This is a genomic window from Actinomadura verrucosospora (assembly GCF_039540335.1).
GTDB lineage: Bacteria > Actinomycetota > Actinomycetes > Streptosporangiales > Streptosporangiaceae > Spirillospora > Spirillospora verrucosospora.
Map to the genome: position 1 here is coordinate 1 of NZ_BAABEV010000084.1, position 13,737 is coordinate 13,737.

The window sequence follows — 13,737 nt, forward strand, 5'->3', positions numbered from 1 at the left end:
GGGATGTGGTGCCGGCGTACGTGACGGCGGCCCGCCCGGCGCCCTCGGAGGCGGTGCGGTCGCTGCGCGCGGCGGGCGCGGCGCGCGAGGCGGCGGGCGCGTACATCCTCGCTCCGGGCCACTTCGCCGACAAGGTCAGCCGGGAGTCCCTGGCCGCCGGAGCCGCCGCGGTCTCCCCCGCCCTCGGCGCGGCGCCGGAGGTCGCCGACCTGGTCGTCCTCCGCTACGCCGAAGCGCTGGAGGCCTCCCGCGCGGCGACCGCGGTCTGACGGGGCGTTCGAGGCGCCGGTCGCCGGGTATGCGGGCGGCCATGACGCGCGAAGAGACCGGCCATGAGCCCGAGGAGACCGACGACCGCCGCTTCGCCCCGGTGAACGAGCGGTCCGACGCCCGCGGCCGCACCGTCCCGGACGGGGAGGAGACCAGCGGAACCGGGACTCCCGGGGTGAGGTACGAGCACCCCGACACGCTCCCACCGGACGAGGAGGGCGTCGAGGACGCCGAAGCGCACGACGACACCCGCTGACCCGCCCACCCGCTACCAGCGGTCCTTCCACCAGGTGGCGAGGGCGCGCCGGAGCGGGGCGTGGTGCTCGTCGTCGACGATCTTGATGTCGCCCATCACGGCGGTCGCGGTGACGCGCACGACGGGGACGCGGGCGCCCGGATGCGGGTCGCGGACCGCCACCCGCCGGTCGCCGAGGAAGTTGTGCCCGGTCAGCACGATGCTGACGCCGTCCGGAACGATGATCTTGACGTCGCCCATCACCGCGGTCACGCAGATGTGGACCTCGCCGGTGGGGACCTGCGCGCCGCGCAGGTCGAGCTCGACGTCGCCCATCACCGACACGGCCTCCAGCGGCCCGTCGATGCGGCCGACGATGCGCTCCTTGCAGTCCCCCATGACCGCGCTGAACCTGCGCTTGACCTGCACTGGCGCGGGGTTGGCCCCGGGCGCGCCCATGCTGGGCAGGTCGGCGGTGATGCGTTCGAGCTCGCCCCGGCTGACGGCCGCGTAGGCGGCCTCGGTGCGCTCGGTCAGCTCCTCGAAGGTGAGCCGCCCCTCCACCGAGGCGACCCGCAGCCGCTCCACGACGGCCTCGCGCTCGGCGTCGGACGCCCGCACCGGGTCGGAGGCCCGCCGGGCCTCGGGCGCCCGCGGGGTCTCGGAGAGCCGCGCGGTCTCGGCCGCCCGCCCGGTGTCGGGGGCGGCCGTCACGTCGACCGGTTCGGGGACGGGGCCGCCGTCCCGCCGCCGCTCCGGCGGCCGGCTCGGGGCGGGCCGCTCGGGCTGCGGACCGGACTGACTCATGATTTCGACGGTATGCCCCCGGCGGCGCGGGACAATCCGCCGCGCGGACGAGATCGCCCTCCACCTGAGGAGGATGGACGTCCTCCCACCCCGCAGGCATGATCATCTTGTTGTCCGAACCGCGTTCTGTATTCTGCGACCGACGGCATGAACGTTGGGAGAGCGCGTGACGCACGAGGTGTTCAACCAGGTCCCCCCGCTCGCCGGGCACGACGCGTCCGACGAGGCGGCCCTGCTGGACGGGCTGCACCGCGAGGGCGCCGGGTGGGCCGAGCCCGAGGTGCGCGAGCTCGGCCGCCTCGCCGGCACCGAGCGGGCCCAGGAGTGGGGACGCCTCGCCAACGAGCACCCGCCCGTCCTGCGCACCCACGACCGCTGCGGGCACCGGATCGACGAGGTCGAGTTCCACCCGGCGTGGCACGAGCTGATGACCGTCGCGGTGACGCACGGCCTGCACGGCTCCGCGTGGACCGACCCCCGCGAGGGCGCCCACGTCGCCCGCGCCGCGAAGTTCTACACCTGGCGCGTCGACGCGGGCCACGGCTGCCCCGTCTCGATGACCTACGCCGCCGTCCCCGCGCTGCGCCAGTCCCCGGAGCTGGCCGCGCAGTACGAGCCGCTCCTGGCCAGGCCGGAGTACGACTTCGGGCTGCGGCCCCCGCTCACCAAGACCGCGCTCCTCGCCGGCATGTCCATGACCGAGAAGCAGGGCGGCTCGGACGTCCGCGCGAACACCACCACGGCCGCGCCCCAGCCCGACGGGACGTACCGGCTCGTCGGCCACAAGTGGTTCACCAGCGCCCCGATGTGCGACGTGTTCCTCACCCTCGCCCAGGCGCCCGGCGGCCTGACCTGCTTCCTCGTCCCCCGCGTCCTGCCGGACGGCGGCCTCAACCCGCTGCGCCTGATGCGGCTGAAGGACAAGCTCGGCAACCGCTCCAACGCCTCCTCCGAGGTGGAGTACGACGAGGCGGTCGCCTGGCGCGTCGGCGACGAGGGCCGCGGCGTCCGCACCATCATCGAGATGGTCAACATGACCCGTCTGGACTGCGTCATCGGCGCCGCGTCCGGCATGCGGCTCGGCGTCACCACCGCCGCGCACCACGCCGCGCACCGCTCGGCGTTCGGCCGCCCGCTGATCGACCAGCCGCTGATGCGCAACGTCCTGGCCGACCTGGCGATCGAGTCCGAGGCCGCCACGACCACGATGCTGCGCCTCGCGGGCGCCACCGACCGCTCGGTGCGCGGCAGCGAGACCGAGACCGCCTTCAAGCGCCTCGGCCTCGCGGTCAGCAAGTACTGGATCTGCAAGCGCTGGCCCGCGCACGCCGCCGAGGCCCTCGAATGCCTGGGCGGCAACGGCTACGTCGAGGAGTCCGGCATGCCCCGCCTCTTCCGCGAGTCCCCGCTGAACTCCATCTGGGAGGGCTCCGGCAACGTAGCGGCACTCGACATCCTGCGCGCCGTGCTGCGGGAGCCGCAGACGTTGGAGGCCTTCTTCGACGAAGTCGACCAGGCGCAAGGAGCCGACGCCCGCCTCGACGCGGCCGTCAAGGAGGCCAAGGGAGCCTTCGCCGACACCGCGACGATCGAGTACCGCGCCCGCCGGGTCGCCGAGCGCTTGGCGCTCGTCCTGCAGGCATCGCTGCTGGTCAGACACGGCCACCCGGCAGTAGCCGACGCCTTCTGCGCCACCCGTCTCGGCGGGGACTGGGGTGGCGCGTTCGGCACCCTCCCCCCAGGCCTGGACGTCGCCCCGATCATCGACCGCGCCACCCCGAAGGTCGGCTGAGCCGCGGGCGAGATCGGCGTCCGGAGCCTTCCGGAGGCGCCTCGTCGTCCCGGCTTCAGCCCGGGTTCGGGGGCGGTCCCGGCGCTGCGTTCGCGAGAAGCCCCTTGGCATAAGGGTTTTTCGCATTCTGCGCGGCTCCGCGAAGCTACGATGCGGTACAAGATCTCCTGAGCCTCGAGGTGCACATGGCCGAGTCGTCCCCGCAGATTCCCACCGGCGTCCCGACCGCCGCACGCGTCTACGACGTGATGCTCGGCGGCAAGGACAACTACGAGGTGGACCGGGCCGTCGCCGAGGGCAGCCTCGCGATCATGCCGGAGCTCCGGGACATCGCCCTGCACAACCGGGCGATCCTGCACCGCGTCGTGCGCCATCTCGCCGCCGAGGAGGGGATCACCCAGTTCCTCGACCTGGGATCGGGCCTGCCGACCGTCCGCAACACCCACGAGGTCGCCCAGGAGGTCAACCCGGCGGCCCACGTGGTGTACGTCGACATCGATCCGATCGTGCTGGCGCACGGCCGTGCGATCCTCGCCGACAACGCCAACACCACCGTGGTGACCGCCGACATCCGCCAGCCCGAGGACCTCCTCGGGCGCCCGGAGGTCCGCGCGCTGATCGACTTCGACAAGCCCGTCTGCGTGATGCTCGTCGGGATCCTGCACCACCTCGCCGACGACGAGAAGCCCGGCCGGATCGTGCAGGTGCTGCGGGACGCGATGCCCAGCGGCTCCTTCTTCTTCATCACCAACTTCACCCGGCTGGGCGACGCCCCCGAGTCCGTCGCGCTGGAGAAGCAGCTCCTGGAGCAGCTCGGCACCGGCCGCGTCCGCACGCCCGCCGAGCTGGCCGCCTTCTTCGACGGCTTGGAGATCCTGCCGCCCGGCCTCGTCCCGCTCCCGCTGTGGCGCCCCGAGGAGCCCGTCCTGGACGCCAGCACCATCGACGTCCGCTTCATGACGGGCGGCGTCGGCCGCAAGCCCTGATCCCGACACCGCCGCTTCGGTTCGCCTCCGGGCGCTGCTCCCTTTCGGGGGCGGGGAGGCGGATCCGCGTGGATCCGCCTCCCCGCTCGCCGGCCGTGGCGATCCAGCGCGGCTAGAGGTCGAGGTCTCGCCGCTGGTGCATCCGCCCGTCGCCGTCGAGTTCGATGACGGTGTCGACGCCGATCCGTTCGAGGAAGGCGACGTCGTGGCTGACGATGAGAAGCGCTCCCCGGTACGCGTCGAGCGCTTCGGCGAGTTGTTCGACGCTTGCGATGTCGAGGTTGTTCGTGGGCTCGTCCAGGATCAGCAGTTGAGCGGGCGGCTCCGCGAAGAGGAGGCTTGCGAGCGAGACGCGGAACCGCTCTCCGCCTGAGAGCGTGCGGACCGGGCGGTCCACGCTGTCACCGCGTAGCAGCAGCCGGGCGAGCTGGTTGCGGATCGCGCCGGCCGGTGTCCCCGGAGCGACGGCCCGCACGTTGTCCATCGCGCTGGCGTCGTCGTCGAGTTCGTCGAGGCTCTGCGGAAGGTAGCCGACGAGGTCGGTGCTCAGGCTGCCGTGCGGACGCCCCGGAACGGGTTCGGAGGCGTGGACGAGCTGCGCGATCAGAGTCGACTTCCCGGCGCCGTTCGCGCCGACGAGCGCCACCCGTTCCGGGCCCTGGACCATCACGGTCAGGTTCTCGTCTCTCAGTTCCGCGATGCGTCGCCCGCGGGGAACACCTGGATCGGGCAGGACGAGGTGGATGTGCTCTTCGTCGCGGACGCGCGCGTCAGCGGTGTCGACGGCGGCCTGGGCGGCCTGCACCTTGTCGTCGAGTGTGGACCGCAGCGATCCCGCCGACGCCTGCGCCTTGGCGGCCCGGTTGCCGGCGAGGATCCTCGGGATCCCGCCGTCCCTCTGCGTCTTCTTCGCGGTGCGCTCGCGGCGCGCGAGCTTCGTCTCGGCCTCGACGCGCTGCCGCTTCTCGACCTTGAGCGCCTGCTGGGCCGAGCGGGCCGCCTGCACCGCGGCCGCCTGCTCGTTCTCCCGGTGTTCCTTCCACGCGCTGTACGGGCCGCCGAAGGTGTCGACTCCTCCCGCGAAGAGCTCGGCGGTGTGGTCCATGCGCTCCAGCAGTTCGAGGTCGTGGCTCACGACGACGAGCGTCCCGGGCCACTGGTCGACGAACTCGGCCAGTTCGGCGCGGGTCGGGCGGTCGAGGTTGTTGGTGGGTTCGTCGAGCAGCGTGATCGGGGTGCGCCGGAGGCGCAGCCCGGTGATCGCGATCAGCATCGCCTCCCCGCCGGAGACCTCGGCGACGCGGCGGTCGAGGTCGCCCGCGGAGAAGCCGATCTGATGCAGCGCCTCGTCGGCGCGGGACTCGATGTCCCAGTCGTCGCCGATCGCGTCGAAGTGGCGCTGGTCGACGTCGCCGGACTCGATGGCCCTCATCGCCGCGAGGACGCCGTGGATGCCGAGCAGTTCGGCGATGGTGGCGCCGCGCCTCAGCGTAAGGGTCTGCGGCAGGTAGCCGACCTCGCCCGTGGTGTCGATCTGCCCGGCCGTCGGGCGCAGTTCGGCCGCGATGAGCTTGAGCAGGGTCGACTTGCCGACGCCGTTGCGGCCGATCAGTCCCGTCCGACCGGTGCTGAACGTGGCGTTGACGCCGGCGATCGCGACGGACCCGTCAGGCCACTCGAAGGTCAGGTCGCGGAGGGTGATCGCGGAGTTGGTAGACATGGCGTACTTCTCTTTCTCCCGTCAACCGTCGGCAGGCGGGACGGGGTCAGTTCTGTGCCGGAAGGGCAGCCCCGGGGAGGATGCGCGGCGAGGTGCCTCGCGTGCAGCCGCACGCGAGGGGCGCCGAATCGGCGTCGCGCCTATCTGGGAGGCCGAAGTCGCGCATTCGCAGTCATGCACCCGCGCCAGGGCTGGTGCGGTGCGAACGTGCCGGGGATTCGCAAGGCGGTGTCAACACCCAGGACGGGCGGACGTACACGCGTGCGTCGAGAAATACCGTTCACCGCGGAGGAGAGTTCCCGCGCGAATGAAAGCCACCGGCAGTTCGGTGGCTAGGCTCTGTCTACCTCGATCAATTCCACGCCTTCATTCTATCAGCCAGGCGCTCGCGGACGACGACGCGAACCGCCGGCCCTCTCGGCGAGAGCCACCAGCGGGGCTCCGGCTGGGCTCACGAGGCCCCTGGCGGACCCTCGGCAGCGCAGTCGGGCGGATGCCCATGACCTGGAAAAGAAAGACGACGAAGCAGCCGCGTGCACCGAAGGGGTCCCAATGAGCATTACCGTTTCACCACGGCTGATCCGCCGTCTCCCGTTCGCCCCTGCCGACCGGTGGCAAGTCCGCCGCGCCAGGGGGCGGCCGGGCGCCGGTCAGAGCTCGTCGGGCGCGATGCACCTGGAGTTCTTCTCCGCACTCGCCCGGGGCCGGGAGCCGAACCTGCCAAAGGCGCGGATCTTCTCGCAGTCCGCGATCGAGGTGCGCTAGGACGTCCTGCCTGACCTCGGCGCCGCTGGAGACCGATCTGGCCATCGCGGGCGAGGTGGTCCTGCGGCTGGAGGCGGCGTCGTCCGCCGAGGACCGCGACTGGACGGCGCGCCTCGCCGAGGTCGACGCGCACGGCCGGTCGACCGGGCTCGTCGACGGCATCGTCCGGGCGCGCTACCGGCACGGCGGCGGGCCCGTCCCGCTCCGGCCGGGCCGCCGGGAGTCGTACCGGCCGCCGCTCGGGGCCGGCGCGCGTGAAGCTCCCGGTCAGAGGTCGTCGGCGGCCTCGGGGGCGGAGACGATGCCCTCCGCCAGGCTGCCGAGCCTGACGTTGAGGTTCTGCGACGTGCGGGACAGCAGCTCGAACGCCTTGTCGGCGTCGAGACCGCGGCGGGCCATCAGGATGCCGGTGGCCTGGCCGATCACCGTCCGGGTGTCGAGCGCCCGGCGCAGGTTCGCCATCTGGTTCGCCGCGTCGGCCAGGTCGCGGGCGCCGCCGGCGGCCGTCCTGACGGAGGCCAGGGCGAGGGAGGCGTGCGTGGCCAGCAGCAGCGCGGTGTCGCGGGCGACGTCGTCCAGCCTCCCGCGCTCCCGCGAGTACACGTTGAGCGCGCCGACGGCCGCGTCCGACTCGGCCGGCAGCAGCAGCGCGGTGGCCAGGACGGACGCGTAGCCGTACGAGGCGGCGGCCGGGCCGAACTCCGGCCAGGCGGGCTCGGCCGACAGGTCGCCGCTGCGGGCGAACGCGACGCCGGCGGGGTCCGCGGCGGCCACGCACGGGCCCTCGCCCAGCCGGTACTGGAGCCGGTCCAGCTCGACCGCCGACGGGTCGCTGTGGAACGGCGTGCGCAGCTCGCCGGTGCGCTCCCGCAGCGTGATGCTGGCCATGTCGGCGTCGGGGATCAGCATGCGGGCGGCCAGCAGGATGCGGCGCAGGACCCCGTCGACCGTCTCCGCGTCCAGCAGCGAACGGGTCAGCTCGACCATGTGGCCCGCGGACTCCCGGGAACGGTCCGAACCGGGGACGAGCCGATCGTTCACCGAGTTCTCCAACGTCATCAGGCGGCGGCGGCCGCGACCACCCCCAGCCGGGAGCCGCCGCCCCCGAATGCTATGCCGTCCGGCCCGCCGGCCGCTGGTCCCCGCCCCCCGCCCGGGGCCGTCCGCCGGTTTGAGGCCGACTCGCATGGGGAGATGTGAGAAGAAGTCCCGTTCCGGTGTCTTCTGGGTCCAACAGCGCGGCCCGCTTCACTCCGACTCTCTCGGTGAGGTGGCATGCGCAAAGCCTTCACGACCCCCAGCGGCATCTCGGTGAGGTTCACCCGGCGTCAGGCGGTTCTGCGCCTGCCGGCCGTCCTCGGGCTCGCGAACTACGACGACCTGTGCGACTCCTCGCGGCGCCTGCTGGACGACGGCGTCCCCGCCATCGTCCTTGACCTGACCGGCTGCGACTACTGCGACCCCAGCACCATGGAGGCGATCCTGCGCGTCCACATCCACGCCTCCGAGCTGGCCACGCCCCTGTCCCTGCGGCTCCCCCCGTCCGGGACGGTGCCGCGCGTCTGCGCCACGACGGGTGTGAGCCGCGTCGTCCCCTTGGAAGCTCCCGAGACCGCCGCACCGCCGACCCCCCTCCCGCACCACCACGGACGGTTCCGGCGCTGAGCCCCGGGCCGCCGCACGACTCCCGCACCCCGACGCCCAGGAAGGGGCCCTAGTGACAAATGCCGAGGCACCGGTGAGGGACGGCGGCGGCCGAGCCGCCCCCCGCGAAGATGAACCGCCCCCCGCCGAGGCGCTGCTGGACGAGATGAACCACCCCGGGACCGGCCCCGAACGGCGCGACCGGCTGAGAGCCGCCCTGGTCGAGGCGCACGCCTCCATGGTCGAGTCGATCGCGCGGCGCTACGGGCACCGCGGCGAGCCCCTGGAGGACATCCGGCAGGTCGCCTACCTCGGCCTGGTGATGGCCATCAACCGCTTCGACCCCGAGCGCGGGGACAGCTTCCACGCCTACGCCTACCCCGTGATCCTCGGCGAGGTGCGCCGGCACTTCCGGGACCGGACCTGGGGCATCCGCGTCACCCGCCGCATCCAGGAACTGCGCCCCCGCCTGGTGCACGCCACCCAGGTCTTCTCCCAGGAGAACGGCCGCTCCCCCACGCCCAGCGAACTCGCCGGCCTCCTCGGCCTCGGCCTGGAGGAGGTCACCGAGGCCGTCATCGCGTGGGACTCCTACAACCCGCTGTCCCTGGACGCACCCGCCGAAGGGGGCTCCGAGAGCGACGCGGGGCTCATCGTCGACCACCTCGGCGCCGAAGACCCGGACCTGCAGCACGTGGTCGAGCGCAAGACCCTCTGGTCCCTGCTCAGTGAGCTGCCCGAACGGCAGCGCACCATCGTCCTGCTGCGCTTCTTCGGCAACCAGACCCAGACGCAGATCGCCGAGCAGTTCGGCATCTCGCAGATGCACGTCTCGCGCCTGCTCAGCAAGTCCCTCCTCCAGTTGCGCCACGGCATGCTGCCCGCCTGAGGCGGCCCTACCAGGGCAGCGGGCCGTCCTCGCCGAAGAAGCCGGCGGTCGGCCCGTCCGCGCCGAGCGTGGCCAGGCGCACCACGACGGCGGCGCCCTCCGCGGGGGTGAGATGCCCGGTGTGATCGTTGCTGTCGGTGTCGACGAAGCCGGGGGCGACGGCGTTGACGAGCACGCCGTCCTTGCGCAGTTCGTTGGCGTACTGCACGGTCAGCGCGTTCAGCGCCGCCTTCGACGGCGTGTACGCGGCCGACGGCAGCAGCGCCGCGAAGGGGCCGTCCGGGTCGCTGGTGAGGGTCAGCGACCCGGCGTGGCTGCTGACGTTGACGACGCGCGCCGCCGGCGACCGGCGCAGCAGCGGCAGCATGGCGTTGGTCACCGCGATCACCCCGAAGACGTTGGTCGCGAACACCGCCCGGACCAGCTCCAGGTCGACGGAACTGGGGATCTGGTCGACGGCGTCCTGGGGCGCCACCTGTCCCGAGCCAGTGATGCCCGCGTTGTTGACCAGCACGTCGAGGCGCCCGTAACGCTCCTCGACCCACGTCGCGGCGTCCTGGACGGTGGCCGGGTCGGTGACGTCCAGGCGCACCGCGTGGACGTCGCCGCCCGCAGCGCGCAGCGCCGAGGCCGCCTCCTCCCCGCGCCGCCGGTCCCGCGCACCGAGCAGGACCGTCATGCCCCGGTCGGCGAGCGCCCCGGCGACCGCCCGGCCGATCCCCTTGTTGGCCCCGGTGACCATCGCGACCGTCCGGCTCCCGCTGTTCTCGATCATGATCAAGCTCCCGTCTCGTGGCCCGCGCGGCTCTCCACGCGGTTCCGGACACGAGATGCCGCCGCCCCCGCCTCCGTGACAGGGGCCCGAGTGTGACGTGCGCCACCGATCGCCGATGTCACACGCGGACCGGGCCCGGCGTCCTGTGCACGGCACGAAACGCGTAATGGAGAGGGCCATGGACGAACGAACGAAGGACACGGCCGACAGCCGCATGGACGCCGCCACCGAGCTGTTCATCGCCCACCGCAACCTGCTGTTCACCGTCGCCTACGAGATGCTCGGCTCAGCCGCCGACGCCGAGGACGTCCTGCAGGAGACCTGGCTGCGGTGGACGGGCGTCGACCTGGAGACGGTGCGGGATCCCCGCGCGTACCTGGTGCGGGCCACCACCCGCCAGGCGCTCACCCGGCTGCGCACGCTGCGCCGGCGCAAGGAGTCCTATGTGGGGCCCTGGCTGCCCGAGCCGCTGCTGACCACGCCCGACGTGGCCGAGGACGTCGAACTCGCCGAGAGCCTCTCGATGGCGATGCTGCTGGTGCTGGAGACCCTCGCCCCGACCGAGCGGGCGGTGTTCGTGCTGCGCGAGGTGTTCGGCCTCGACTACGACGAGATCGCCCAGGCCGTCGGCAAGAACCCCGACGCGGTCCGCCAGATCGCCCACCGCGCCCGCAGGCACGTCGCCGCGCGCAGGCCCCGCGACACCGCCGCACCGTCCGACGCCCGGGCCGCGCTCGACGCCTTCCGGCAGGCGGTCGAGACCGGCGACCTGCGGAACCTGCTGGACGTCCTCGCGCCGGACGTCGTCCTGCTGACCGACGGCGGCGGCGTCGTCCGGGCCGCGCTCGCGCCCGTGGTCGGGGCGGAGAAGGTGGCCGCCGTGCTCGCCCGGCTCTCCGGCGCGGTCACGCTGCGGCCGACGCACGTCAACGGCCACCCCGCGCTGATCCTCGGCCGCGCCGGCGAGATCGACACCGTCATCGCGACCCGCGTCGACGACGGCCGCGTCACCGGCCTCTACGCCGTCCGCAACCCCGAGAAGCTCTCCCGCATGACCCAGGAAACCCCCCTCCACCGCTGACACCCCGACCACCCCCGGAGCGCACCCTCGGACCACAACCCGCAACGCGGTGGGGTTGCGGTCATGGGTGGGTGGGGGCGTCCAGGATTCTGGTGACGGCCTCGTGGACCGCGGTGCGGACCGTCGCCGGGTCGTCGAGGTCGAAGCCGACGGCGAGGCCGTCCCTCAGGAGCATGAGGGTGTGGGCCGTGCGCTCGGGGTCGGGATGGCCGTCGGCGGCCAGCAGGTCGCGGAACAGGCCCCGGCACCACTCGCGGTGCTCGTCGACCGCCCGGCGGACCGGGTGGGCGGGGTCGGGGTACTCGGCGGCGACGTTGATGAACGGGCAGCCGCGGTAGGAGGGCTCGGAGCCGAACGTGCACATGCGCTCGAACGCCGTGAGGAGCGCCTCGCGGGGCGTCGCGGACGCGGGCACGTCGGCGATGCCGCGCTGCCGCAGGCTCTGCTCGGTGACGTAGGCGCGGACGAGGTCGTCCTTGCTCGGGAAGTGGTGGTAGAAGGTCGCCTTCGCCACCCCGGCCTCGGCGATGATCCGGTCGACGCCCACGGCGTGCACGCCCTCGGCGTAGAACAGGCGCGTCGCGGTGTCGAACACGCGGGACCAGGCCGCGCTCCGGCGGGGCGCCGGGGATCTCGTGGTCACCCCTTGACGCTACCAGACAGACCCGTCTAGTCTCCGGAGTGCAGACAGATCTGTCTGTCTACTTGTGAAGGGACGGCTCATGAGCCAGTACACGACCACCGCCACCGCCACCGGGCGCGACGGGCGCGCCTTCACCGGCGACGGCCGGCTGGACCTCCAGCTGGCCCTGCAGAAGGAGCTCGGGGGTGACGGCGACGGCACGAACCCCGAGCAGCTGTTCGCGGCCGGCTACGCCGCGTGCTTCGCCAGCGCGCTGCAGCTGGTGGCGCGGAAGCAGAAGATCGACGTCTCCGGCATGTCCGTGACCGCGGAGGTCGGCCTCGGCCCGAACGGCTCGGGCGGCTTCCAGCTCGACGTCAAGCTGGTGGCGAAGCTGCCCGACGCCCTCAGCGCGGAGACCAAGCAGCAGCTCGTCGAGACCACCCACCAGGTGTGCCCCTACTCCAACGCCACCCGCGGCAACATCCCGGTGGAGCTGTCGGCGATCTGAGCGGCGGACGGGGCCGCCGGCCGGTTCCGGCCGGCGGCCCCGTCCGGTCAGGCCTTGCGGGCGACCCCGCAGAGGGTCGAGGTGCTCGGCGTCTCACCGAACGGGCTCGGCTCGGGGCGCCACTTCTCGCACGCCACCACACCGGGCTCCACCAGCTCGAAGCCGTCGAAGTACCCGGCGATCTGCTCGGGACGGCGCAGCCGGTACGGGACGGCGCCGGTGTCGTCGTACTCCTGCTGCGCCTTGTTGTGGGCCTCGTCGGTGTCGGTGTCGTCGTAGAGGGCGAGAAAGCTGCCGGAGGGCAGGCCGCCCATCAGGGTCCGGATGATGTGCAGGATCTCGTCGTAGGAGTCGACGTGCCCGAGGACGCCCATCAGCATCAGGGCGATCGGGCGGTCGAAGTCGAGCTTGCCCCGGGCGATCGCGAGGATCTGCTCGGGCTCGCGCATGTCGGACTCGATGTAGCTGGTCTCGCCCTCGGGACGGCTCGTCAGCAGGGCGTGCGCGTGGGACAGCACCAGCGGGTCGTTGTCGACGTACACGATGCGCGCCTCGGGCGCGACGCGCTGCGCCACCTCGTGGGTGTTGTCGACGGTGGGCAGGCCGGTGCCGACGTCCAGGAACTGGCGGACGCCCGCCTCCCCCGCCAGGTACCGGACGGCGCGAGCCAGGAAATGCCGGCCGGTCCGCGCGATGTCCACGATCCCGGGGTAGATGCTGACGTACTGGTCGCCGGCGTCGCGGTCGACCGGATAGTTGTCCTTGCCGCCGAGCCAGTAGTTCCATATGCGCGCGGAGTGCGGAACGGAGGTGTCGATCGCGTTGACCGGGTCTTCGGCCATGGTCTTCTCCCTGCTGTGCTCCACCGGTGGTCGCGCATAAAATAGATCATTCTTCCGGCGCCGGGACACCGACCGACGAAGCGAGGCCTGGGTGCGTTTTCGGCGGCTTGCCGCGGTCGCGATGATCCTGCTGGTATTCGCCGTGCTCGCCGGGTGCGGCGGAGCGCCGCCCCGGGAGCGGCGGGCGCGGATGGAGGTCGCCCTTCTGGCCGACGGCGGTGCCCAGGTCGACCTGTACGCGGCGGGGCGGCTCCGGTCGGACGCCGAGGTGCGGGCTCTCGCGGGACGGGTCGCCGCGGCGCTGTTCCCCGGCGCCGGGGCCGTCCGCGTCCGCACCAGGAAAGACCGCGGGGCGCCGTTCGCCCGCGCGGAAATCGGCCGCGCCTACCGCACGGGACACAGGCCGTTCCTGAGAATCGACACTTCCGGCGCGGCGCGCGAACTCGCGGCGCGGGGTTTCGACGACACGGCCATGCAATTGCGGCTTCCACCGGTATCCGCAACGGTGCGTCCCGACATTTCCGATAATCACCGCTGGCACCTGCGCAAAGGCGTCCCGGCGCCCCTCATCCAGGTCGGCATGAGGCCGGAGCCGGGACGCTGGTACGGCGTGATGGCGCTGCCCGTCCTGGGGGCGCTGGGCGTGGCGCTGGCGTTCTTCGTCCGGCGCCGCGCGCTGGCGGCGCCCGCGGCCGGCCTCGCCGTCGCCGCCGCCCTCCTGGCGCTGCCGCTCGGCGCGGGACGGCGCGGCGCCGACCTCGGCGTCGCGGGCCTGCTCGGCGGGACGGTCCTCGGCGT

Annotated in this window: 15 protein-coding genes and 2 pseudogenes; 11 read left to right on the plus strand and 6 right to left on the minus strand. The window is 72.8% G+C overall.

The annotated features are described in order from the left end of the window. Positions 1-269: pseudogene (locus tag ABD944_RS41540) on the plus strand (sirohydrochlorin chelatase); the annotation flags it as partial. A 41-nt stretch (positions 270-310) separates the two neighbouring features. Then, a complete protein-coding gene (locus ABD944_RS41545) occupies positions 311-526 on the plus strand; it encodes a hypothetical protein (RefSeq protein WP_345187617.1) in 216 nt (71 codons plus the stop codon). Between the two features lie 12 nt (positions 527-538). Here ABD944_RS41545 and ABD944_RS41550 read toward each other — a convergent pair whose 3' ends face one another. Further along, a complete protein-coding gene (locus ABD944_RS41550) occupies positions 539-1,312 on the minus strand; it encodes a DUF1707 SHOCT-like domain-containing protein (RefSeq protein WP_345187619.1) in 774 nt (257 codons plus the stop codon). 166 nt (positions 1,313-1,478) lie between these two features. Between ABD944_RS41550 and ABD944_RS41555 the strand changes: the two genes are divergently transcribed. Together ABD944_RS41555 and ABD944_RS41560 are read left to right on the plus strand one after the other, a co-directional pair. Continuing rightward, the gene (locus tag ABD944_RS41555; RefSeq protein ID WP_345187621.1) at positions 1,479-3,104 is read left to right on the plus strand and encodes an acyl-CoA dehydrogenase family protein; all 1,626 of its coding nucleotides are present in this window, start codon (positions 1,479-1,481) and stop codon (positions 3,102-3,104) included. Positions 3,105-3,289: 185 nt separating this feature from the next. Next, positions 3,290-4,090, plus strand: coding sequence for an SAM-dependent methyltransferase (locus ABD944_RS41560; RefSeq protein ID WP_345187623.1), 801 nt, complete (start codon positions 3,290-3,292; stop codon positions 4,088-4,090). A gap of 112 nt (positions 4,091-4,202) precedes the next feature. Here ABD944_RS41560 and ABD944_RS41565 read toward each other — a convergent pair whose 3' ends face one another. Continuing rightward, positions 4,203-5,810 carry an ABC-F family ATP-binding cassette domain-containing protein gene (locus ABD944_RS41565; RefSeq protein ID WP_345187627.1) on the minus strand — a complete coding sequence of 536 codons (1,608 nt, stop codon included), beginning with the start codon at positions 5,808-5,810 and terminating at the stop codon, positions 4,203-4,205. Positions 5,811-6,362: 552 nt separating this feature from the next. On the opposite strand from ABD944_RS41565, the gene ABD944_RS41570 reads away from it, so the two are divergent. Together ABD944_RS41570 and ABD944_RS42595 are read left to right on the plus strand one after the other, a co-directional pair. Further along, on the plus strand, positions 6,363-6,575 hold the full coding sequence (locus ABD944_RS41570) for a hypothetical protein (RefSeq protein WP_345187629.1): 213 nt from the start codon (positions 6,363-6,365) through the stop codon (positions 6,573-6,575). 25 nt (positions 6,576-6,600) lie between these two features. Further along, positions 6,601-6,702 (plus strand): annotated as a pseudogene (locus ABD944_RS42595) (hypothetical protein); the annotation flags it as partial. A 140-nt stretch (positions 6,703-6,842) separates the two neighbouring features. On the opposite strand, the gene ABD944_RS41575 reads toward ABD944_RS42595, so the two are convergent. Further along, entirely contained in the window at positions 6,843-7,616 is a 774-nt protein-coding gene (locus ABD944_RS41575) for an ANTAR domain-containing protein (RefSeq protein ID WP_345187631.1), read from the minus strand. Positions 7,617-7,850: 234 nt separating this feature from the next. Between ABD944_RS41575 and ABD944_RS41580 the strand changes: the two genes are divergently transcribed. Both ABD944_RS41580 and ABD944_RS41585 read left to right on the plus strand, forming a co-directional pair. Beyond that, on the plus strand, positions 7,851-8,240 hold the full coding sequence (locus ABD944_RS41580; RefSeq protein WP_345187634.1) for an STAS domain-containing protein: 390 nt from the start codon (positions 7,851-7,853) through the stop codon (positions 8,238-8,240). A 52-nt stretch (positions 8,241-8,292) separates the two neighbouring features. Continuing rightward, complete coding sequence (locus ABD944_RS41585; RefSeq protein WP_345187637.1) at positions 8,293-9,108, plus strand: SigB/SigF/SigG family RNA polymerase sigma factor; 816 nt, start codon at positions 8,293-8,295, stop codon at positions 9,106-9,108. A gap of 7 nt (positions 9,109-9,115) precedes the next feature. Here the strand turns inward: ABD944_RS41585 and ABD944_RS41590 are convergent, their stop codons facing one another. Further along, positions 9,116-9,883 (minus strand): SDR family oxidoreductase, encoded by a 768-nt coding sequence (locus tag ABD944_RS41590; protein ID WP_345187639.1) that lies wholly within the window; start codon positions 9,881-9,883, stop codon positions 9,116-9,118. 178 nt (positions 9,884-10,061) lie between these two features. Between ABD944_RS41590 and ABD944_RS41595 the strand changes: the two genes are divergently transcribed. Next, positions 10,062-10,964, plus strand: a complete 903-nt coding sequence (locus ABD944_RS41595; RefSeq protein ID WP_345187642.1) for an RNA polymerase sigma-70 factor — start codon at positions 10,062-10,064, stop codon at positions 10,962-10,964. A 61-nt stretch (positions 10,965-11,025) separates the two neighbouring features. Here ABD944_RS41595 and ABD944_RS41600 read toward each other — a convergent pair whose 3' ends face one another. Beyond that, positions 11,026-11,607: a TetR/AcrR family transcriptional regulator gene (locus ABD944_RS41600; protein ID WP_345187644.1), complete on the minus strand. Its 582-nt coding sequence runs from the start codon at positions 11,605-11,607 to the stop codon at positions 11,026-11,028. Positions 11,608-11,686: 79 nt separating this feature from the next. Here ABD944_RS41600 and ABD944_RS41605 point away from each other — a divergent pair, with 79 nt between their 5' ends. Continuing rightward, entirely contained in the window at positions 11,687-12,097 is a 411-nt protein-coding gene (locus ABD944_RS41605) for an organic hydroperoxide resistance protein (protein ID WP_345187647.1), read from the plus strand. A gap of 47 nt (positions 12,098-12,144) precedes the next feature. Here the strand turns inward: ABD944_RS41605 and ABD944_RS41610 are convergent, their stop codons facing one another. Then, the gene (locus tag ABD944_RS41610) at positions 12,145-12,939 is read right to left on the minus strand and encodes an SAM-dependent methyltransferase (protein ID WP_345187649.1); all 795 of its coding nucleotides are present in this window, start codon (positions 12,937-12,939) and stop codon (positions 12,145-12,147) included. Positions 12,940-13,060: 121 nt separating this feature from the next. On the opposite strand from ABD944_RS41610, the gene ABD944_RS41615 reads away from it, so the two are divergent. Beyond that, a partial coding sequence (locus ABD944_RS41615; protein ID WP_345187651.1) for a hypothetical protein occupies positions 13,061-13,737 on the plus strand: 677 nt, incomplete at its 3' end.

Excerpts from the sequence above, each read along its gene's own strand:
- ABD944_RS41605 (WP_345187647.1), top strand. The coding sequence starts at position 11,687 with ATGAGCCAGTACACGACCACCGCCACCGCCACCGGGCGCGACGGGCGC.
- ABD944_RS41595 (WP_345187642.1), top strand. The coding sequence starts at position 10,062 with ATGGACGAACGAACGAAGGACACGGCCGACAGCCGCATGGACGCCGCC.
- ABD944_RS41570 (WP_345187629.1), top strand. The coding sequence starts at position 6,363 with ATGAGCATTACCGTTTCACCACGGCTGATCCGCCGTCTCCCGTTCGCC.
- ABD944_RS41550 (WP_345187619.1), bottom strand. The coding sequence starts at position 1,312 with ATGAGTCAGTCCGGTCCGCAGCCCGAGCGGCCCGCCCCGAGCCGGCCG.
- ABD944_RS41590 (WP_345187639.1), bottom strand. The coding sequence starts at position 9,883 with ATGATCGAGAACAGCGGGAGCCGGACGGTCGCGATGGTCACCGGGGCC.
- ABD944_RS41580 (WP_345187634.1), top strand. The coding sequence starts at position 7,851 with ATGCGCAAAGCCTTCACGACCCCCAGCGGCATCTCGGTGAGGTTCACC.
- ABD944_RS41565 (WP_345187627.1), bottom strand. The coding sequence starts at position 5,810 with ATGTCTACCAACTCCGCGATCACCCTCCGCGACCTGACCTTCGAGTGG.
- ABD944_RS41560 (WP_345187623.1), top strand. The coding sequence starts at position 3,290 with ATGGCCGAGTCGTCCCCGCAGATTCCCACCGGCGTCCCGACCGCCGCA.
- ABD944_RS41545 (WP_345187617.1), top strand. The coding sequence starts at position 311 with ATGACGCGCGAAGAGACCGGCCATGAGCCCGAGGAGACCGACGACCGC.
- ABD944_RS41610 (WP_345187649.1), bottom strand. The coding sequence starts at position 12,939 with ATGGCCGAAGACCCGGTCAACGCGATCGACACCTCCGTTCCGCACTCC.